Origin of the sequence: Halopelagius fulvigenes (genome assembly GCF_042662625.1) — an archaeon.
GTDB lineage: Archaea > Halobacteriota > Halobacteria > Halobacteriales > Haloferacaceae > Halopelagius > Halopelagius fulvigenes.
The window spans coordinates 646,307-665,036 of record NZ_JBHSXH010000015.1 but is presented as its reverse complement, the minus strand read 5'-3'; the positions used below and the strand labels follow the sequence as shown (position 1 = coordinate 665,036).

Sequence of the window (18,730 nt, the reverse complement as noted above, 5' to 3'; positions counted from 1 at the left end):
GGGGAGGACGTGTCGGAGCGACGACGCGACCCGAGACACGAGGATTTTTGTCAAGCCCAAATTATTTTCGTCCGTGCCTCCCACGCTACCCCAGACGTACTCGTACACGCGGTATCTCCGCGCGCAGGAGTCCATCGACGACGCCGCGCTTCACCGGCCGACGCTCGACCGGTTCCGCGCCGAACTTGACCGACTCGCCGAGCAGTCGGCGAACCCGCTCCGAATCGTCGACGCCGGCGGCGGCATCGGGTCGATGTGCCGCCGCCTCCTCCAGTGGGGCGTCCTCCCGGAGAACGTGACGTACGTCGTCCTCGACGCCGACCCCGAAACCGTCCGCATCGGCTGCGAGACGGTGCGCCGGTGGGTCGGAGAGAGCGACCGAGAGGCGACGTGGGAGTCCGAGGACCGACTCTACCTGCCGGCGTCTTCGACGACGGTGCGGTTCGTCGCCGACGACGCCTTCCGCCACCTCGACGCGCGGACGTACGACGTTCTGGTCGGCCACGCCTTCGCCGGCACCATCGACCTCCCGGACGGCCTCTCGGCGCTTCTCGACGGCGTCGAGTCCGGCGGCGTCTGCTACTTCCCGATGACGTTCGACGGCCAGACCGCCTTCCGGCCGTCCGGCGACGACGACGCGACGCGGGCGATACTCGACGCGTACCACGCGTCGATGAGCCTCGACGGCGGGTCGGCTCAGTTCGGCGGGGCCCTCCTCGACGCCGTCGTCGAGGCGGACGCGGAACTGCTCTCCGCCGGCGGGTCCGACCGGGTCGTCTCCCCGCCGTACGAGGGCGAACAGGCGTACTTCCTCCACTACCTCCTCCGCCGCGTCGAACGGGCGGTGGGCGACGACGTGAACGACGACGCGGTGCGGCGGTGGGTCGGCGGGAAGCATAGGGCGATCGCGGAGGAGGAACTGACCTACCTCGCACAGAACGTGGACGTGCTCTTCCGCGTCGCCTGAGGAGGTCACGCGTCTCGAAGCGCGTCTCGGAGCGAGACGCCCCCGAGGACGAGCAGGTACGTCGCGAGGCCGGCGACTACGACCGTCACGGCGACCGGGCCGACCCGGGCGACGCCGACGGCGGCGGCGACGAACGCCGCGAGGACGGCACCGATCTGGACGGCCGGCCGGTCCCACGCGCGGCGGACGCGCGGGGCGTCGAACGACAGGAGGCCCTCGAGTACGAGCGCTCCCGCCGCGCCGAGGGTCGCGGCGAGAGGGTCCGCGGGGGCGTCGAGGAGGACGCCCGCGCCGACGAGGGGAATCGAGACGAGGACGGCCAGGAGTGCGTCGCGGCGACGGCCCATGGGTAGCCTACTCTCGGGGGACTTTTAGCCGCGGAGGGTTCACGGCGGAGTATGCCAAACGGGTTGGAGTCGAGGGTTCCCGACGCCCGCCGCCGGTTCGTGCTGTTCGCTATCGGGTCCGCGGTGTTGATGCTGGCCTACGCGGCGGTGTACCAGTGGGCGCTCGGTACCTTCGAGGGAGCCTCCGTCTCCTACGTGCAGGCGCTTCAGGTCGTCGTCGAGACGTTCTCCACCACCGGATACGGCGAGCAAGCGGGACTGTGGTCCACGACGCCGATGCTGGGTCTGATGATCCTCATGCAGATGACCGGCGTGGCGGTCATCTTCCTCACCCTCCCGCTCTTTTTGGTCCCCCTCGTCGAGGAGGCGCTTCGAACGTCGCCGCCGTCCTCCGTGGACCACTCGGAGCACGTCGTCGTCTGCACGTTCACCCCCCGCGGCGACGTTCTCGTGGACGAACTCGACTCGATGGACGTCCCGTACGTCGTCGTCGAGGAGGACCGCGAACGGGCCGAGGAGTTGCACTCCGAGGGGTACGACGTGATTCACGGCGACCCCGAGACGGTCGAGGCGTTGGAGGACGCCAACGCCGAGGAGGCCGTCGCACTCGTCGCCGACGACGACGACGAGACGAACGCGAGCATCATCCTCTCGGCGAAGCAGGCCGCGCCCGACCTCCGCGTGGTCAGCATCATCGAAGAGAGCGCCGCCGCCGACTACCACGAGTACGCCGGCGCGGACAGCGTCGTCTCGCCGCGCCGCCTCGTCGGCGAGAGCCTTGCTCGGAAGGCGGCGACGCCCATCTCCGCCTCGATGAGCGACGCCATCGAAATCGGCGACGACTTCGAGATAGCCGAGGTGTTGGTCAAGCGGGGGAGCGAACTCGAAGGCGAGACCATCGCCGAGAGCGCCATCGGCCGGCGCACCGGCGTGAACATCATCGGCGCGTGGTTCAGAGGCGAGTTCGTCAGTCCGCCCGCGCCGACGGACGTCATCGACGAGCACACCATCCTCCTCGTGACCGGCCGCGAGTCCCAACTGGAGCAGGTGAAACGACTCACCCGGTCGCAGACGCGCAGACACCGAAACGGGAAGGTCATCGTCGCCGGGTACGGCGAGGTGGGGACGACGGTGGCCGACGCTCTCGGCGGCGCGGGCGTGCCGAGCGTCGTCCTCGACGTGGAGGAACTGCCCGGCGTGGACGTCGTCGGCGACGTGCGGGACAAACAGAGCCTCCGGGCGGCGAACATCGAGGAGGCCCAGAGCGTCGTCCTCTCACTCGACACCGACACGAAGGCCATCTTCGCGACGCTCGTCATAAAGCACCTCTCGCCGGAGACGGAGGTCATCGCCCGCGCGAACGAGACCGAGAACGTGGCGAAGCTCTACCGCGCGGGCGCGGAGTACGTCCTCGCCCTCTCGACGGTGAGCGGTCGCATCCTCGCGTCGAACCTCACCGAGGAGACGGTCATCGCGCCCGAGTCGCAGGTGGAGCTCGTCCGGACGAGAGCGCCGGAAATCGCCGGGAAATCGCTCGCCGAGGCGGACGTGCGCGCCCGGACGAACTGCACGGTCGTCGCCGTCGAACGGGACGGCGAACTCATCACCGAGGTGGGACCGGACCTCATCGTCCGGTCGGAGGACACGCTGGTCGTGGCCGGCACCGACTCGGACATCAACTCGTTCTACGAGCGTTACACCTGAGGCGAGGTGTCCGAGTTCCAGAGCGAGCGAAGCGGTGCGGGCGGCGAGAGGCCGACCACCCACGCCGCGAACGCGACTGCGCCCGCGAACTCGGGGACGGCCAGCCCCGGGCCGAGTCGCACGCCGCGGAGCCAGAGCCCCCACGAGGCGACGTGCGCCGCCGAGAGCGTCAGCGCGAGTCTCCCCGACGCGGTGTCCAGTCGGAGAAGCCCGTCCGCGGCCATCGCCGCCGTCAGCGAGAGGAAGAAGGAGACGGCGACGGGGAAGTGAAGCGCCGCGCCGGCGGGGAAGACGCCGACGAGTCCCATCGACGCGACGGCGACGGCGTAGCAGGCGGCGACGACGCCGGAGTGTCGCCGGAGGACGAGGGCGTATCCGAGTGCGACTGCACCGCCGAGGGCGAGGCTGGCGTTGAACAGGAGCGCCGTCGGCGGCCGAACGCCCAAGTCCGAGAGCGCGCTCCCGGCCCACGAGAACGTCGGCGAGACGACCGTCGCGAGCGTCACGCCCACGAGGGCGACGAGCGAACCGAGCGCTCCGAGCGCGCGGGCGACGCGGCGAGAACGGGGAGAGAGTCGTATCACGGGGACGGTTCGAGGAGAACGGTTCGGAACCCCGCCGGGGGCGGGGTCGGCGAGCGTCGGCGCGTCAGACGCCGATTTCCGCGCCGGCGTACAGGACGACGACGAGGAAGATCCAGACGACGTCCACGAAGTGCCAGTACATCGACGCCGTGCTGACGGAGACGTGCCGTTCCGCGGAGTACTGTCCCATCAGGGCGCGGACGAAGACGATGCCGAGGAGGACCGCTCCGAGACTCACGTGGAGTCCGTGGAGCCCCGTCAGCCCGTAGAACGCCGACCCGAAGATGCCGGTTTCGAGGGTGAAGTTCGAGTGGACGATGAACTCGTAGTACTCGTACACCTGCCCGCCGATGAAGATGATACCCAAGAGCAGGGTGACGGCGAGTCCGCCCACGAACTGCGTGCGGTTGTTCTTGCGGATGCCGACGTGCGCCCAGTGGAGCGTAATCGACGAGGCGATAAGGAGCGCCGTGTTGATGAGCACAAGCGACCCGAGGAGGTGCGGTAGCTCCTGCGGCGGCCACGTGCCTGCACGGATGTAGAAGTAGTATCCGAACAGCGCGCCGAACGTGCCGAGTTCGGACCCGAGGAAGGCAAGCATGCCCCACCTCAGTTTACTCTCGCCTTTCTCGCTCGCACTCCGCGACCAGAAGTGGCTCACGAACGCGTGGTAGAGCCACCCGTATATCCCCACGAGGAACAGCGCGACGCTGCCGACGAACACCGCCGGACCCACTATGGGGCCGACGATCGCGTTCTCGCCGCGCCCGAGGATGTAGAGTGCGGCGGCCACGTAGATGCCTGCGCCGCCCACCGCGGTGACGAAGGGCCACCAACTGGCCTCTCCGAAGCCGCGAGGCCAGTCCTCGACGGCCGGTAAGTGGTGGCCGTGGTCGTCGTGTGTTTCTTCGGTACCCATGGACGGAGGTTGCTTTTCGACTACTAAAAATCCTCCCAAGTTTCCCCCGCAACGAGGCGGCGAGTGGACGCCTCGTTCCGAACGCGGAGCGTCGCCGCCTCGGATGCGAGGCGGCCGCGCCGTCCGTCGGCCGTTCGTCGGTTGTCGGTCGGCGTCGACCGTCTTCGACCGGCGTCAGTCGGCGGTGGACGCCGCCTGGTGGTACGGGCGGGCGAAGATCTCCGTCCGCAGGTCGGCGAGGGCGTCGCGTTCGACGGGGCCGCCGGTCATCGCGGCGACGACGGCGAACACCTCCTTTCGGGACACCTTCACGCCCTTCGCGGAGATGGCGTCCTCCGGGTTCGAGAGCAGTTCGCGGAGCGTCCCGACCGAGAGTAAGAATGGGATCGCCCACGCGGCCAGCGTGTTCCCGTTCCGGAGCGGAACCGTCTCCAGGTACGTCTCGGCGTCGTCGAGGAACGACGCGGCGTGTTCGGCGGTCCGGCGGACGACCGACGAGACGGCGCTCTCGTTCTCTTCGGCGAGTATCTCCTCTTGGGAGACGCCCTCCTCGGCCAACCACTCCTCGGGGAGGTAGACGTTGTTCTCGGCGGTGTAATCGTCGTGCACGTCCTTGGAGATGTTCACCAGTTGGAGGAGGAGGCCGAACTCCTCGGCGGTGTCGTACAGGCGCGACCGGCGCTCGGCGGTCAGGTCGTCGCGCGTGACGAGGTTGGTGATGAGGTTGCCGACGGTGCCGGCGGCGTAGTAGCAGTACTCCTCTAACTCCTCGGGCGACTGGATTCGCAGACCGCCCTCGTCGGCGTAGCGTTCGACGAACATCGCCATCCCCTGAACGAGTTCCCGGACCGGCGGCCGAACCGCCTCGCGGACGTCGTCCGGAAGCGCCTCGAACGTGCGGACGACGCGGGGGGCCTCTTCGACGACGCGCCAGTCCTCGTTCATCTCCCCGTCGGGCGGGAGGTACGGTTCGACGGCGTCCGTGAACGCCTCGATCTCCGTCCCGTCGTCGGGGTCCAACGCCGCGTCGTACGCCCGCAGGATATCCGCCTGCGCGTCCGGTGGTATGTCCGATGCGTCCTCTACGGTGTCCGCGACGCGGCAGAGGAGGTACCCGATACAGATGTGCGAAGCCATCGGCTCGTCGAGAACGTCCACCGTCAGCGCGAAGGTGCGAGAGACCCCTTGGACCGACTCGTGGCACCACTCGAGGTCGGCCCGATCGACGTGGGGGCGGTCATCCTGCTGAGACATTCGAAGTAGGTCAATCTATGACGTGAGACATAAAAAGTTCGTGGGCGCGGTCGGAGCGAGCGAGAGCGAGGCGAAACCTGAAGTATCGACCATGAGAGATACGCGCATGGACTTCGCGCTCTCCCCCGAACAGCGACAGATACGAGACGTGGTCTCGGAGTTCGTAGACAGGGAGGTTCGGCCGCGGGCCGCCGAGATAGACGAGACGGACGAGTACCCCGCCGACCTGATTTCGGAGATGGCCGACCTCGACCTGATGGGGATGCCGTTCCCCGAGGAGTACGGCGGCGCGGGACTCGACTACCACTCCTACGCCATCGGCCTCGAAGAGATAAGCCGCGGAAGCGGCGGACTCGGCACCATCGTCGCCGCCCACACCTCCCTCGCCGGGAACATGCTGTACGAGTTCGGCGACGACGACCAACGGGAGCGGTTTCTGACGCCGTTGAACGCGGGCGAGGAGTTGGGCGCGTTCGCCCTCTCGGAACCGCAGGCGGGGAGCGACGTTCCGGCGATGGGGACGACGGCGACGCAGGAGGGAGACGAGTACGTGCTTGACGGCGGGAAACTCTGGACCTCGAACGGGTCGGAGGCCGATACGGTCGTCGTCTTCGCGAAGACCGACCCCGACGCCGGGCGGAAGGGCATCTCCTCGTTCGTCGTCCGCCCCGAGGAGGACGAGGGGTTCGTCGTCGAGGGGACGGAACACAAACTCGGCGACAAGGGGTGTCCGACCGCCGAACTGCGGTTCGACGGGATGCGCATCCCCGCGGACCGCCGACTCGGCGAGGAGGGCGAGGGGTTCCTGCAGGCGTTGAAGACGCTCAACGGCGGCCGAATCACCATCGCCGCGCGGGGCGTCGGCATCGCCCGCGCCGCACTCGACGACGCCGTCGCCTACGCCGAGGACAGAGAGCAGTTCGGCGAACCCATCGGCGAGATACAGGCGGTGAAGCACAAACTCGCCGACATGGACACGAAGGTGCAGGCGGCGAAACTGCTGATGCACAGGGCCGCGGACCTGAAGATGCGCGGCGAGTCGTACGTCAAGGAGGCCGCGCAGGCGAAACTGTACGCCAGCGAGGCGAGCAGGGAGGTGGCCGACGAGGCGATTCAGATCCACGGCGGGTACGGCTACACGACGGACTTCCCCGTCGAACGCTACTACCGCGACGCGAAGCTGAACGAAATCTACGAGGGGACGAGCGAGGTGCTCCGCAACACCATCGGCGACAGGGTGCGGAGCGAACGGTAACTACTCCGCCGGACGCGCCTCCTCGCCTGCCTCGACCCGGTCCGTCAACCACTCGTAGTACGACTCGACGCCGTCCTCGCCGCGTTCGGTGAGATCGTACACCTCGTGGATGTCCTCCGTCCGTCGCGCGAGGTGGCCCTTGGAGACGAGGGCGTCGAGCGTCCCGTAGAACGATTGGGGGTCGATGCGCGTCCCGTAGTGCGCCTCCAACCGTCGCTTCAACTGCTGTCCGCGGAGTTCGCCCGCGTCGTAGAGGACGGCGCAGAGGTCGCGGCGGCGACCGCTCTGGAACCACATGGGCGGACGGTCGGCCACCGAGAACACGTCAGTTTCGTTCCCGGCCGACGGTCCCGCGAGCGAGTGAACCGAGCGAGTGGGACAGCGGCGAGGAAACGAACGACTGACGGTGCGAAGTGACGGACGGAAGCGAGCGGACTCGCCGAGAACCGGTAGTTTCGATTACCGGCCCACCCTACGCCCGCCCATGAGCGAACGCGAGGCGACGGCGAACGGTATCACCGCCCGCTACTACGAGACGGACGCCGAACGCGTCTTGGAGTTCACCGGCGAACGCGGGACGGCGGCGGTGGCGCAGAACATCGAGGGCTACGCCATGCTGAAGGTCCGCCCGACGCCCGACGGCGACGAACTCGAACGCTACTACGGGTTCGACATGGCACTCGACCACGCCGCCGAACTCCTCGGCGTGTCGCCGTCGGACCTGCCCGTCCCCGACCCGGCGGCGGACATGGGGATGTAGGTCAGTCCCGCCGCCAGTAGAACACCGGCCCGAAGAACAGGTACGCCAGCGCCAAGAACAGCAGTCCGAACGCGAACACCTCGCCGGGTTGGCCGGTCAGGAGGACCGCCAACGCCTGCACGACGCCCATGATAATCGCGTCTTGGGCGTGCAGGTCGGGGTAGATTATCGTCGTCACCATCAGGGCGGCGAGGAGGTACACGAGGGGGACGAGAACGACCGGTTCCGCGAACCCCGCGAGGACGCCCGCGGCGAGAATCGTCGCCGCGAGCGTCGTCTGGACGCCCTTCGTCTCGGCCACGTCGCTGTCGTAGGCGGTGTAGAGGCCGAGTCTGACGACGGCCATGGCGACGAACCCCGCCGCCCCCGCGAGGCCGACGGCGAGTCCGACGTCGCCCGCCCACCGCATCTCCAACACGACGGCGGCGACGAGGAACGCCGGCGCGACGCCGAACGAGGCCACGTCGGCCAGCGAATCGAGGTACTCGCCGACCGCTGTTCCCCCGCGGCGGCGGGCGATGACGCCGTCTAAGGCGTCGGCGATGGCCGCGAGCAGGATGAGTCGCGCGGCGAGCGAAACGTCAACCGTCGCGGCCACCGCCGCGAGGAATCCGAGGGCGGCGTTCGAGACGGTCACTGCGTCGGCGAGTCCCATCTTGCCGACGAACCGGGGCATCATACTTCGGCGTCGGCGACTGCGGTTTTTAGCTTTTATATCTTCGCGCGGGTGACGCCGCGTCGTCGGCCGAACGCGAACCGGCGTTCGACGCCCGAACCGGGCCGCCTTTACCCCCCGCGTTCCGAGGGACGAACATGAACGGTCTGTCGCGCCGGAGGTTTCTCGTCGGCGTCGGTGCCGTCGGAACGAGCGGACTCGCCGGGTGTTCGGGCGTCGCCGGGTCGGGGTCGGACTCCGGGTCCGAGGAGTACGACGTGGGGATGACCGCCGTGGCGTTCAACCCGGCGGAGATAACGGTGTCCGCGGGCGAGGAGGTGGTCTGGCAGAACACGAGTTCGCGGGGACACACCGTCACCGCCTACGAGGACTCGATTCCCGAGGAGGCCGCGTACTTCGCCAGCGGCGGGTACGAGGACGAACAGACGGCGCGCGAGGAGTTCAGAAACGGCGTCAACGGCATCATCGAGAGCGGTAGTTCGTACTCGCACACGTTCGAGGTGCCCGGAACCTACGAGTACGTCTGCATCCCGCACGAACAGTCGGGGATGGTCGGCACCGTCGTCGTCGAGGAGTAGTCGGTACCGCCGTCCGCCGCCGGTGGCCTCTCGACACCTCCCGGTCCGGAGCGGACGCGCCGCTCTCCGTTCGCTCCGTCCGCCCGAGCGCCAAAAAGTGCGAGTCGGTCGAATCGCCCGACGAAGGCGGCCGAGTTAGGCTTCTTCGACGGCGATGTCCTCTTCGTCCACGTCCACGGCGGCCTCCTCCTCGGCGGCGACCTCTTCGGGACGCGCTTCGAGGGAGAGCTTCTGGACCTCGACCCGGCGGAGCGGGTAGATGGTCTTGGCCTCGCCGTAGATGGCCGAGGAGAGGCGGCCCTCGACGATGCTATCGACGAGTTCCGCGAAGGTGCGCTCCTCTGCGGCCTCCTCCACGAGGTCGATCATGACCCGGCGGATGGCCTGCTCTTGGGAGCGGTCGGCCTTCTTCGTCGTGAACGCCACGGGCTGCACCTGGACGCGGTAGTCGTCCGTCGTCAGAATCGTGATGTTCGCCGCAACCTTCGACGCGCCGCGGCGGACGAGACTACGGAGGTAGTCCCGCGTGAGCTCGTGCTGGACGAACTCCGTGTACGCCGCGTCGCTGGACACGTCGTTCACCTTGAAGGTGAGCTTCGTGTTGTTCGCACCCTGGTCTCCGGTGAGTTCGCCGAGGGTGACCTCGACGGTGCGTCCGTACACCTTCTCCGGCTCGTCGGCCATCGTCGAGCCGATTTCCTGCCGGTCGAACTGCTCCGGAGCGATGAGGGTGTACCATCGCTTCCCGCGCTTCTGCTTCGAGACTGATCGTTCGCTCATGATTGGTAGTTACGTGCTGTGTCGATGACGGCGTCTGCCACCGTCAGGTTGACCACGGCGTCGTCCACCGTGGACTGCAGCCCGCCCGTCGTCTCCCGTTCGACGGTCGTCGTGAGGGTGTCCCCCTCGACGACCATCCGGATGGAGTCGGTGTTGTCCGGACGGAGCGACTCGGCCACCGCGTCGGCGGCGTCGTGCGTCGTCCGGAGGCGGGCCGTCCGGGACTCGACGGCCCCGGGCGTTTCGCTGTCGTGTTCGGTTCGATTCTCGCGCGTCACGTCGACGCCTCCCTGACTGCCGCGATTACCTCCGCTTCCTCCGCGTCCGCGTCGAATCTCGCGACCGCTCGCTTCGCGTCGCCGTCCCACGCCCCGTCGTCGGCGTCGACGCCGCCGCCGAACTCCTCGGTGACGGCGGACATCGCGTCCGCCGCCCCGCGTTTGACCGCCGCGGCGGCCGCGAGGCCGTCGCCGACGACGAGGACGAGCGGTTCCGGCGACCGGAAGTCGCGGACGAGTCGCGCGACGGTGGCGAGGCGACCGACGCTGTCGGCCGTCCCATCGTTCGCGCGAACAACGAAGACGCCCTCGTAGCGGCCGGTGTGCGCCTCGCGGACGCCCGCGTGGACGGCGACGGCGTGGTCGCGCCACGCGTCGAGCGCCGGCACACGGGCGTCGTGCCCCAACGCGAGTGCGACGCCGGTGCCGGGGCGTTCCCGGGCCACCGCGTCGAGGACGTCGGCGAACCCGCCGAGCGTCGCGAACGTCGCGTTCGGCGTCGCGTACGGGCGGAGGGCGCGTTCGACGGCCTCCGCCGCGCGGGGCGTCGCGTCGTCGTCGCCCGCGACGTCGAGGGCGAGGACGGACGCCACGGTTCGGTGCCCGTCCGCGTCGAGCTCCGCCGGGAGGTCGGTCCCCGCGAGCGCCGCGGTGGCCGCCTCCCTGTCGCCCGAGAAACTCGCGTGCGCGAGCGTGCTGTGGGCGAGTCCGTCCGCGATGTCGGCGACAGGCGCGGCGATGCCGGGCCGTCGCTCCACCGCGCCGGTCCGTTCGGCGACGGTGAGGAGGCCGCCGTCCGCCGCGCCGGGGTGTTCGCCGGCGGCGACGACGCCCGCGAGGGCGAGAAGTGGGTCGGGACCCGACTCTCCCTCGGGCGTCAACGCCTCGGCGACGCCGTGTGCGCGGAGACTGGCCGTCCCGTCGCCGGGCGCGATGGTCGCGTCCGCGCCGGGGATGCGCGTCCCCACCGAGAGGAGCACGTCGTCGGCGCTCCCGCCGACGGTCGGTTCGCCCTCGGAGTCGTCCGCCGAGGACGCGACCGCTTCCTCGGGGAACGCGACGGCGCGCACGTGGAACGGCACGCCGACGCGGCGGAGCGTCCGGGCAACGAGGCCGCCCGCCGCGAGTGCGTCGCCGTCGGCGCGGCAGACGACCCTGACGAACGGGGCGTCTCTCAGCGCGGCGGCGACGCTCTCGACGGGGGCGTCCGGGGCGTCGGCCGGGTTCGGTTGTGCGGACATCGGAGTCGGAATCGAGGTGGGTCGTTACTCTTCGAGGAGGCGGACGGCGACGTCGTAGTTGTACGTGAAGTCCTCGTCGAGCTCGTCGCCTCGGTAGTAGTTGACGAGGCGGCGAATCTTCGACTCGGTGTTCTGGAGGGCCCGCTTGTTCTGCATGTCCTGCGGGTTCTCCTCCATGTGTCGGCGGAGACCGATTGCGCGCTCCATCAGGTTCCGGAGGTCCTCCGGAAGCTCGGGCTCGGCGTCGTTCTCTTCGAGAATCTCGGTGACCTTCTTCCCGGTCGCCAGTTTGACGCTGGGGACGGGGGTTCCTTTGACGCCTTCGTCGCGGAGCTTCAGACCGATCTGACTGGGGTCGTAGCCCTGTTCCGCGAGTTCGACGACGCGCGATTCGACGTCGTCCGCATCGACGTCGCTCCACTCCGGGGGTTCGTCTGCCACCGGCTTGTCCGAACTGGACGAGCCACGGCGGCGGGTATGCATTCGTGCCATTGTTGTTCGGTTGGAACGGCACAGACCGCAGAAATACGCGACTGGCGGCTGACCGCGACCGGTCGAGCGCCACACTTCCGCAATCCCAAGCCGCGCGAGGCGCGGCGAGTCAGATTTGCGGCCGTGCTGTTCCCGTGTGAGTCCATCCGCGCTCCGCGGAAAAGGGTTGCGACCCGCGCCGCCGTCTCCGAAAGTCGAAGCCCTTAATACCGACACCGGAAAAGCAAAGAGTGCGTTCGAGGGCTCGTAGATCAGGGGTAGATCACTCCCTTGGCATGGGAGAGGCCCCGGGTTCAAATCCCGGCGAGTCCACTACTTTCTCTCGACATCACCGACGAACGGAGTGAGTCGCGTGTGTCGAGTGCAGTCGTGTCCTGTTCGAGGCGGGATTTGAACAGCGAGCGAACGGAGTGAGCGAGTGAGTTCAAATCCCGGCGAGTCCACTCAGTTCCTTCCGTCGCTTCGCTCCGTCAGTCGTTCGTGGACTCACCGTAGTCCCACTCGCTCGTGGGACTCCCGGCGAGTCCGTCCGACGTGCCTCTCAGCACGGTCGAACAGGGACACACGTTCTGACCGCCAGTTGCTTCACAATCGTTGACTCCGAAGGGGCACCCGCCAACGATGATGACGCCAAATCACGGTACCGCTGGGTTGCTTCTCTCCCTCACAGTTACGGAATGGCGTCCGGAGTTAGGGGGGATCGTAGCCCTCTGCGCCTTTTTCGGGGGAGTGTTCCCCGACTTCGATGCGTTTCGGTGGGAACACAGGAAGACGCTCCACTTTCCGGTCTACTACGGGGTCGTGACGCTACTGCTCCTCTCTTTGGCAGTCGTATCCGACTCGGTGGTCGTAGTGGCAGGACTGTACTTCTTCGGAGCGGCCGCTCTCCACTGTTACACCGATTACTTCGTCGGAATCGACAAACCCAGCGACGAAACCGACGGTGACGGCGTCCTGTATCTCCATCCACGCGGGAAGTGGGTCGGACCGAAGAAGATTATCGATCACGCCGGTAGTTCGGGAGACCTTCTCGTCGGAATCCTCCTCGCGGTTCCACCACTCCTCTACTACAGTGATCTGCCGTTCTGGCTCACCGTGCTCTCTCTCACGTGGAGCGTCCTTTACTTCGGGAAACGCCTGTATTCGAGGCACAAGAGGGAATCCTCCGAGCCCTCGTGAACTCCGGTCGCCGTCGCACGCACCCGAGCCAAACGGCGAGGAAGCCCGTCAGACTCGTATCATCGGCACACTGGAGTCGTGGTGTTCGGTGCGGTAGTCGTGACTCTGTCCGGAGGAGTCGCCGGGGGCGGTTCGGTCTTCGAGGTACGGTTCCTTCGCCCGTCGTGGTGTGATCGGTTCGAGCACCGCTGGATGCAGGCGGCTACTGTTTCGGGTTCACAATTTTACGTCTCGCTTCCGTACGCGACGTATGAAGACCCGTGCGCTTGGCGACACCGGCCACGAGAGTTCCGTGCTGACGTTCGGAACCATCGCGTTGAACTACCTCGACCAGGAGGACGCGAACGAGATGGTCGAGTCGGTGTTGGACGCCGGCGTGGACCACTTCGACGTTGCGCCGTCGTACGGCGACGCCGAGGTGAAACTCGCGCCGAAGCTGAACGAACACCGCGACGAGATATTCCTCGGCTGTAAGACGCAGGAGCGGTCCTACTACGGGGCGTGGGGGTCGCTCGAACGGTCGTTAGACCGGTTGGGCGTCGACACGATCGACCTGTTCCAGTTCCACGCGGTGACTCGATACGACCAACTCGACGCCATCACCGGCGAGGCGAGTCGCGGACGCGGCGAGGGCGACCACGGCGGCGCACTCCGGGCGTTCGAGGAGGCCAAAGAGGAGGGGATAATCGACCACATCGGTCTGACGAGCCACGGCGACCCGAGCCTCGTCCGGAGCGCCATTAAACGGATACCGGAGCTCGAAACCGTGATGTTCCCGTTCAACGCCACCCTCGACGCTCGCGAGGGCCCCGAGTACGACTACCGCTCCGTTCTCGACCTCGCGCGCGAACGAGGGCTGGGAACCCTCTGCATCAAGGCCTTCGCGAAGCGACCGTGGCCCGACGACGTCCCGGAGGAGGAGCGACCGTACGACACGTGGTACGAACCCTACGACGACCCGGACGACCTCGAAGAGTGCCTCCGATACGCGCTCTCGCAGGGGATGACCTCCATCCCCAGTGCCGGCGATCCCGCTCTCGTCCCTCCGATTCTCGAGGCGGCCCGTCGATTCGAGGAACTGCCGGAGCCCGACCAGACCAGACTGCGCGAGGAACGCGACGGCGACGACTCGCCCGTGCCCGCGCCCTGAGGCGGGGCCTCACAGAACCCGGAACACGCGAACCGTATCCCGCTTCCCCGGTTCCGAGAGGAGTTGCGCGAGGCCCAACTCGGAGAAGACGCGCTTCCAGTTGCGGTGATACAGGGGGAACTCGTCGTTGACGTAACTGACTTCCGCGCCCTCTCGTCCGCGGTGGGGGCTGTTGCCCTCGTTCTCCGCGGTGATGAGCAGGTCCGAGGTGACGCGAATCAACTCCTCGAACACCCACTCGTCTTCGGGGTGGACGTGCTGGAGCGTCTCCACCGAGTAGATAACGTCGAACTCGTCGTCGTCGAACTCGGGGACGACGTCCTCGACTGCGCCCGTGTAGAACGTCCCCGTCTCGGCGAGTTCCGGGAAGTACTCCGCCATCACGTCGAACGACTCGTCGTTGATGTCGATGCCGGTCAGGTTCTCGTACCCGTTGTCTCGGAGGTGCGCGAGATGGCGACCGGAGCTGCAGCCGACTTCGAGGACGTCGGCGTCGTCGTCCACGTAGTGTTCGAATACCGCGAGGAGCGTCTCGCTGACTTCGTTCGGCCCGATCCGCGCGTAGTACTCCGGGGAGAAGTCTCCGGAGCGTTCGGCCCAGCCGCGACGGTTGTCGTCCGGTTCCACGGGTGACGCGACGAGTTCGAGGAATATAGAATTCGCGAAGTTCGCGCACCGCTCGTCGGGGCCGGTTCGGAGGAGGCGGGCGGTGTCACGCGTATTGACAGAAGCGCTTATACAGCGCCCGCCGATAGATGACCTGAATGACTTCGTCTCCTGACGCGGATGTGGAGTCGGCGGTCCGCATCCGCCAACAGGAGGTCGTCGCGGAACTCGGTCAGCGAGCGCTCGAAACGGACGACCTCGACCAGCTGATGCGCGACGCCGTCGCCGCCGTCGCCGAGACGTTGGACGTGGAGTACGCGAAGGTACTGGAGTTGCTCCCCGACGGCGAGGAGGTGTTCCTTCGACAGGGCGTCGGGTGGCGCGACGGGCTCGTCGGGTCGGCGACCGTTCCGACCGACCGGGACTCGCAGGCGGGGTACACGCTCCTCTCGGAAGCGCCGGTCGTGGTGGATGACCTGCGGACCGAGGAGCGCTTCTCCGGGCCGGAACTGCTCACCGACCACGGCGTCGTCAGCGGCATCAGCGTCGTCATCGGATCTGTCGAGAACCCGTGGGGCGTGCTGGGGACGCACACGACCGAGGAACGCGAGTTCACGCAGTACGACGCCAACTTCGTCCAGAGCGTCGCGAACGTCCTCGCGACGGCGATAGAGAACCGCCAGACGCGGCGCGAACTGGAGGAGATTTACGGCCGCATCTCGGACGCGTTCTTCGCGTTGGACGAGGAGTGGAACTTCACCTACCTCAACGAGCGAGCCCACGAACTCATCAACCCGGAGGGGCTGACGCTGGTCGGAGAGAACATCTGGGAACTGTTCCCGGCCACGCTCAGTCGGGCGTTCAAGTCGGAGTACGAGCGGGCGATGTACGAACAGGAGACGGTCTCCTTCGAGGAGTACTACCCCGAACCGCTCGACAGTTGGTTCGAGGTGCGCGCGTACCCCTCCGAGACCGGCCTCTCCGTCTACTTCCGGGACGTGAGCGAACGGAAGGAGCGCGAACAGGAGCTCGAACTGTTCCGGACGCTACTCGACAACACCACCGATAGCGTCCTCGTCATCGACCCGGAGACGGCCGACTTCATCGACGTCAACGAAACCGCCTGCCGTCGCCTCGGGTACGACCGGGACGAACTGCTCGAACTGTCGGTCCCCGACATGGAACGGCGGTTCGCCGACATCGAAGAGTGGCACGCCCACGTCGAAGAAGTGCGGGAGGAGGGCGCGGTGACCGCCGAGGGAGTGCACGTCCGGAAGGACGGCACCACGTACCCGGCGGAGGTCAACGTGACGTGCGTCGAGTTGGACCGAGAGTACATGGTAGCCGTCGCCCGCGACATCACGGAGCGTCGGAAGCGGGAGCGCAGACTCACAGAGTCCGAACAGCAGTACCGGACGCTCGCCGAGAACATCCCGAATGGCATCATCACGCTGTTCGACGACGACCTTCGGTACTCGCTCGCCGCGGGGCGGGCGTTCGACGAACTCCCGATCGCACCGACCGACGTGGAGGGGCAGTTGGTCGGGGACGTGTGGCCCGACCACGTCTCCGACGCGCTCGAATCCGCGTATCAGGCCGCGCTCGACGGCGAGGCGCAGGAGATCGAGTTCGAGTACGCCGACCGAGAATGGATAGTCTACGTGGTTCCCATCACCGACGTCGACGGCGAGGTGTTCGGCGGGATGACCATCGGTCACGACATCACCGAACGCAAGGAGTACCAGCGGAAACTGGAGGAGTCTAACGAGCGCTTAGAGCAGTTCGCGTACGCGGCGTCTCACGACCTCCAGGAACCGCTCCGGATGGTGTCAAGCTACCTCTCGCTCATCGAACGGCGGTACGGCGACGAACTGGACGAGGACGGCGAGGAGTTCCTCGAGTTCGCCGTCGACGGCGCAGAGCGGATGCGCGAGATGATCGACGGCTTGCTCCAGTACTCGCGCGTCGATACGCAGGGCGACCCGCTCGAACCAACCGACCTGAACGACGTTCTCGGAGACACGCTCGAAAACCTGCAGATGCAGATAGAGGAGACCGACGCCGAGACAACGGCGGAACCGCTCCCCGCCGTGTACGGCGACGCGAGTCAGCTCCAGCAGGTGTTTCAGAACCTGCTGAGCAACGCCATCGAGTACAGCGGCGAGGAACCGCCGCGAATCCGAGTCGAGGCGGAACGGAACCGACGGGAGCACCTGATCTCGGTGCGCGACGAGGGCATCGGCATCGACCCCGACGGTCAGGACCGCGTCTTCGAGGTGTTCCAACGACTCCACAGCCACGAGGAACACCCCGGCACCGGAATCGGGTTGGCGCTCTGTCAGCGAATCGTCGAGCGTCACGGCGGCGAGATCTGGGTCGAGTCGGAACCCGGCGAGGGGGCGACGTTCTCGTTTACGCTCCCCGCGGTAGAGACCGCCGACGAGCGCGGAGACTGAACCCGGTTCGACCTCCGGAGGACCGCACGAGCGTCCGAGCGTGGATCCGACCGACGCCCCGAACGCGTCACCGAACGATAGTTCCGGGACTGCGCTACCGTCACCGTTGACTGTTGATTAATCTGAGACAAGCGCCGAGACGCTCCGAGCGGGGCGTCTGAAACTCGGCGGAAACGTGAAACGGTGGTCCGATCCGCCGCGCCGGTTCGACTAACGTCTGCACCATCCGACGTGTTCGGCGCTACGGTGCCGATAACTATCCCCCACGCCTCCGTAGAGACGGCTCGTGAGTCACTCAGAGGCACACCGAGTCGAGTACACCATCCGAGCCTTCCGAGCGGAGGACGTGGACGACTTTCTCGATCTCTTCTCTGCGACCTTCGACTCCGAGCGCGGTCGGCGGTGGTTCGCGTGGAAGTACGAGGAGAATCCGTACGTGGATCACGTGCCGATATTCGTCGCCGAGGCGGACGGAACGCTCGTCGGCGCGCGACCGTTCTTCGCGCTCGATATGTCCGTCGGGGGTGAGCGACGACTGGCGCTTCAGCCTGCGGACACGATGGTCCACCCCGACCACCGCCGGCGCGGCCTGTTCACCCGAATGACGGAGACGGCCATCGAGGAGTACGGCGGCGCGGAACCGAGTTTCTTCTTCAACTTCCCCAACGATAACTCCAGTTCCGGCTACCTGAACCTCGGGTGGCGCAAGGTGACGGAGCAACCGACGTACTACCGGATTCAGAACCCGAGCGAGTTGGCCCGCCACCGCGATTCGGACGCCCTGGCGTCCGTCGGCGGCGCCGTCCTGGACCCCTTGCTCAGCGGGTACAACCGACTGTCGAACGCTCGGGCGGCGTCCGGGGAGGGCGTCACCGTCAGGCGGTACGAGTCCGTCCCGGCGGCGACGATGGCGGCGATAGGCGACGGAGCGCCGAAGCGCGGAATCCACGCCCTCCGGGACGAACGGTTCTACGACTGGCGGTTCGACAACCCGAAGTGGAAGTACGTCGCGTACGTCGCGGAGGAGGCGGGCGAACCGGTCGCGGGAATGGTCGTCGGCACCTCGGTCGGTCCTGGGCCGACGACGACGAAGGTGACGGACGTGGTGCCGGTACCGCCGGACCCGGCGAGCGACGGACTGGAGGCGTTGCTCCGCCGGGCGGTCGTCGACCACGCCGACTCGGACCTGTTGGCCGCCCCGGCCGTCCTCCCGGAGTCGTCGATGCGGAAGACAGGCTTTCGCGGCGACGACCGGCCGCCCATCTCCTTCGTGGCGAGTCGGACGACGCACGTCGTCCGGCCGTCGAACGGCGAGTGGGTGCAGAACGGCGTGAATATCGCCGACGAGAAGAACTGGTGGTTCACGTTCTCCGAGCAAGACACCAGCTGAGATGCCGCGTGATTTTCTGGGCGGAACGCCCCGGAAGCGCCGCCGGGTCAGAATCCCTGAAACATACGAAATAGCGACGGACAAGGGGTTTATCCCGTGTCAGTCCCCCGATAT

21 protein-coding genes and 1 tRNA gene are annotated in these 18,730 nt (G+C 67.2%); 10 read left to right on the top strand and 12 right to left on the bottom strand.

Annotated features, from left to right (window positions below):
• The first annotated feature begins 73 nt into the window (after nucleotides 1–73).
• Nucleotides 74–967, top strand: a complete 894-nt coding sequence (locus tag ACFQEV_RS13495) for a hypothetical protein (RefSeq protein ID WP_379696936.1) — start codon at nucleotides 74–76, stop codon at nucleotides 965–967.
• Between the two features lie 5 nt (nucleotides 968–972).
• Here the strand turns inward: ACFQEV_RS13495 and ACFQEV_RS13490 are convergent, their stop codons facing one another.
• Entirely contained in the window at nucleotides 973–1,314 is a 342-nt protein-coding gene (locus ACFQEV_RS13490; protein ID WP_379696934.1) for a hypothetical protein, read from the bottom strand.
• Between the two features lie 51 nt (nucleotides 1,315–1,365).
• Here ACFQEV_RS13490 and ACFQEV_RS13485 point away from each other — a divergent pair, with 51 nt between their 5' ends.
• Nucleotides 1,366–3,018: a potassium channel family protein gene (locus ACFQEV_RS13485; RefSeq protein ID WP_379696932.1), complete on the top strand. Its 1,653-nt coding sequence runs from the start codon at nucleotides 1,366–1,368 to the stop codon at nucleotides 3,016–3,018.
• On the opposite strand, the gene ACFQEV_RS13480 is transcribed toward ACFQEV_RS13485, so the two are convergent.
• The 3 genes from ACFQEV_RS13480 to ACFQEV_RS13470 form a co-directional block, all read right to left on the bottom strand.
• On the bottom strand, nucleotides 3,009–3,602 hold the full coding sequence (locus ACFQEV_RS13480; protein ID WP_379696930.1) for a DUF998 domain-containing protein: 594 nt from the start codon (nucleotides 3,600–3,602) through the stop codon (nucleotides 3,009–3,011). The two genes, ACFQEV_RS13485 and ACFQEV_RS13480, sit on opposite strands and share 10 nt — an antisense overlap.
• A gap of 64 nt (nucleotides 3,603–3,666) precedes the next feature.
• Nucleotides 3,667–4,521 (bottom strand): cytochrome c oxidase subunit 3, encoded by an 855-nt coding sequence (locus ACFQEV_RS13475; protein WP_379696927.1) that lies wholly within the window; start codon nucleotides 4,519–4,521, stop codon nucleotides 3,667–3,669.
• Nucleotides 4,522–4,695: 174 nt separating this feature from the next.
• Complete coding sequence (locus ACFQEV_RS13470; RefSeq protein WP_379696924.1) at nucleotides 4,696–5,775, bottom strand: phytoene/squalene synthase family protein; 1,080 nt, start codon at nucleotides 5,773–5,775, stop codon at nucleotides 4,696–4,698.
• 106 nt (nucleotides 5,776–5,881) lie between these two features.
• Between ACFQEV_RS13470 and ACFQEV_RS13465 the strand changes: the two genes are divergently transcribed.
• Nucleotides 5,882–7,030, top strand: a complete 1,149-nt coding sequence (locus ACFQEV_RS13465; protein WP_379696922.1) for an acyl-CoA dehydrogenase family protein — start codon at nucleotides 5,882–5,884, stop codon at nucleotides 7,028–7,030.
• Here the strand turns inward: ACFQEV_RS13465 and ACFQEV_RS13460 are convergent, their stop codons facing one another.
• A complete protein-coding gene (locus ACFQEV_RS13460) occupies nucleotides 7,031–7,327 on the bottom strand; it encodes a DNA-binding protein (protein WP_379696919.1) in 297 nt (98 codons plus the stop codon).
• Nucleotides 7,328–7,514: 187 nt separating this feature from the next.
• Between ACFQEV_RS13460 and ACFQEV_RS13455 the strand changes: the two genes are divergently transcribed.
• Nucleotides 7,515–7,790, top strand: a complete 276-nt coding sequence (locus ACFQEV_RS13455) for a DUF7111 family protein (protein WP_379696917.1) — start codon at nucleotides 7,515–7,517, stop codon at nucleotides 7,788–7,790.
• A gap of 1 nt (nucleotide 7,791) precedes the next feature.
• Here ACFQEV_RS13455 and ACFQEV_RS13450 read toward each other — a convergent pair whose 3' ends face one another.
• Nucleotides 7,792–8,469, bottom strand: coding sequence for a protein sorting system archaetidylserine synthase (locus tag ACFQEV_RS13450; RefSeq protein WP_379696915.1), 678 nt, complete (start codon nucleotides 8,467–8,469; stop codon nucleotides 7,792–7,794).
• Between the two features lie 134 nt (nucleotides 8,470–8,603).
• On the opposite strand from ACFQEV_RS13450, the gene ACFQEV_RS13445 reads away from it, so the two are divergent.
• Complete coding sequence (locus ACFQEV_RS13445) at nucleotides 8,604–9,044, top strand: cupredoxin domain-containing protein (protein WP_379696913.1); 441 nt, start codon at nucleotides 8,604–8,606, stop codon at nucleotides 9,042–9,044.
• A gap of 135 nt (nucleotides 9,045–9,179) precedes the next feature.
• Here ACFQEV_RS13445 and ACFQEV_RS13440 read toward each other — a convergent pair whose 3' ends face one another.
• From ACFQEV_RS13440 to ACFQEV_RS13425, 4 genes are read right to left on the bottom strand one after another with little or no spacing between them, the layout of a single operon-like run.
• A complete protein-coding gene (locus tag ACFQEV_RS13440; RefSeq protein ID WP_379696911.1) occupies nucleotides 9,180–9,824 on the bottom strand; it encodes a 30S ribosomal protein S3ae in 645 nt (214 codons plus the stop codon).
• The gene (locus tag ACFQEV_RS13435; RefSeq protein WP_379696909.1) at nucleotides 9,821–10,102 is read right to left on the bottom strand and encodes a KEOPS complex subunit Pcc1; all 282 of its coding nucleotides are present in this window, start codon (nucleotides 10,100–10,102) and stop codon (nucleotides 9,821–9,823) included. The genes ACFQEV_RS13440 and ACFQEV_RS13435 overlap by 4 nt, the downstream gene beginning before the upstream one ends.
• A complete protein-coding gene (locus ACFQEV_RS13430) occupies nucleotides 10,099–11,343 on the bottom strand; it encodes a hypothetical protein (protein ID WP_379696907.1) in 1,245 nt (414 codons plus the stop codon). Before ACFQEV_RS13430 ends, ACFQEV_RS13435 begins: the two co-directional genes overlap by 4 nt.
• Before the next feature lie 24 nt (nucleotides 11,344–11,367).
• Nucleotides 11,368–11,835: a 30S ribosomal protein S15 gene (locus tag ACFQEV_RS13425; protein WP_379696905.1), complete on the bottom strand. Its 468-nt coding sequence runs from the start codon at nucleotides 11,833–11,835 to the stop codon at nucleotides 11,368–11,370.
• A 240-nt stretch (nucleotides 11,836–12,075) separates the two neighbouring features.
• Here ACFQEV_RS13425 and ACFQEV_RS13420 point away from each other — a divergent pair.
• Together ACFQEV_RS13420 and ACFQEV_RS13415 are read left to right on the top strand one after the other, a co-directional pair.
• Nucleotides 12,076–12,147, top strand: a tRNA-Ala gene (locus tag ACFQEV_RS13420).
• 339 nt (nucleotides 12,148–12,486) lie between these two features.
• Nucleotides 12,487–13,014, top strand: coding sequence for a metal-dependent hydrolase (locus tag ACFQEV_RS13415; RefSeq protein ID WP_379696903.1), 528 nt, complete (start codon nucleotides 12,487–12,489; stop codon nucleotides 13,012–13,014).
• Nucleotides 13,015–13,062: 48 nt separating this feature from the next.
• Here the strand turns inward: ACFQEV_RS13415 and ACFQEV_RS13410 are convergent, their stop codons facing one another.
• Nucleotides 13,063–13,200, bottom strand: a complete 138-nt coding sequence (locus ACFQEV_RS13410; RefSeq protein ID WP_379696901.1) for a hypothetical protein — start codon at nucleotides 13,198–13,200, stop codon at nucleotides 13,063–13,065.
• 64 nt (nucleotides 13,201–13,264) lie between these two features.
• Here ACFQEV_RS13410 and ACFQEV_RS13405 point away from each other — a divergent pair, with 64 nt between their 5' ends.
• Nucleotides 13,265–14,164, top strand: coding sequence for an aldo/keto reductase (locus ACFQEV_RS13405; protein WP_379696899.1), 900 nt, complete (start codon nucleotides 13,265–13,267; stop codon nucleotides 14,162–14,164).
• Nucleotides 14,165–14,173: 9 nt separating this feature from the next.
• On the opposite strand, the gene ACFQEV_RS13400 is transcribed toward ACFQEV_RS13405, so the two are convergent.
• Complete coding sequence (locus tag ACFQEV_RS13400; protein ID WP_379696896.1) at nucleotides 14,174–14,791, bottom strand: class I SAM-dependent methyltransferase; 618 nt, start codon at nucleotides 14,789–14,791, stop codon at nucleotides 14,174–14,176.
• Between the two features lie 137 nt (nucleotides 14,792–14,928).
• Between ACFQEV_RS13400 and ACFQEV_RS13395 the strand changes: the two genes are divergently transcribed.
• Complete coding sequence (locus ACFQEV_RS13395; RefSeq protein ID WP_379696893.1) at nucleotides 14,929–17,226, top strand: PAS domain S-box protein; 2,298 nt, start codon at nucleotides 14,929–14,931, stop codon at nucleotides 17,224–17,226.
• Nucleotides 17,227–17,512: 286 nt separating this feature from the next.
• Nucleotides 17,513–18,616 (top strand): GNAT family N-acetyltransferase, encoded by a 1,104-nt coding sequence (locus ACFQEV_RS13390; protein WP_379696890.1) that lies wholly within the window; start codon nucleotides 17,513–17,515, stop codon nucleotides 18,614–18,616.
• The last annotated feature ends 114 nt before the right edge of the window (nucleotides 18,617–18,730 follow it).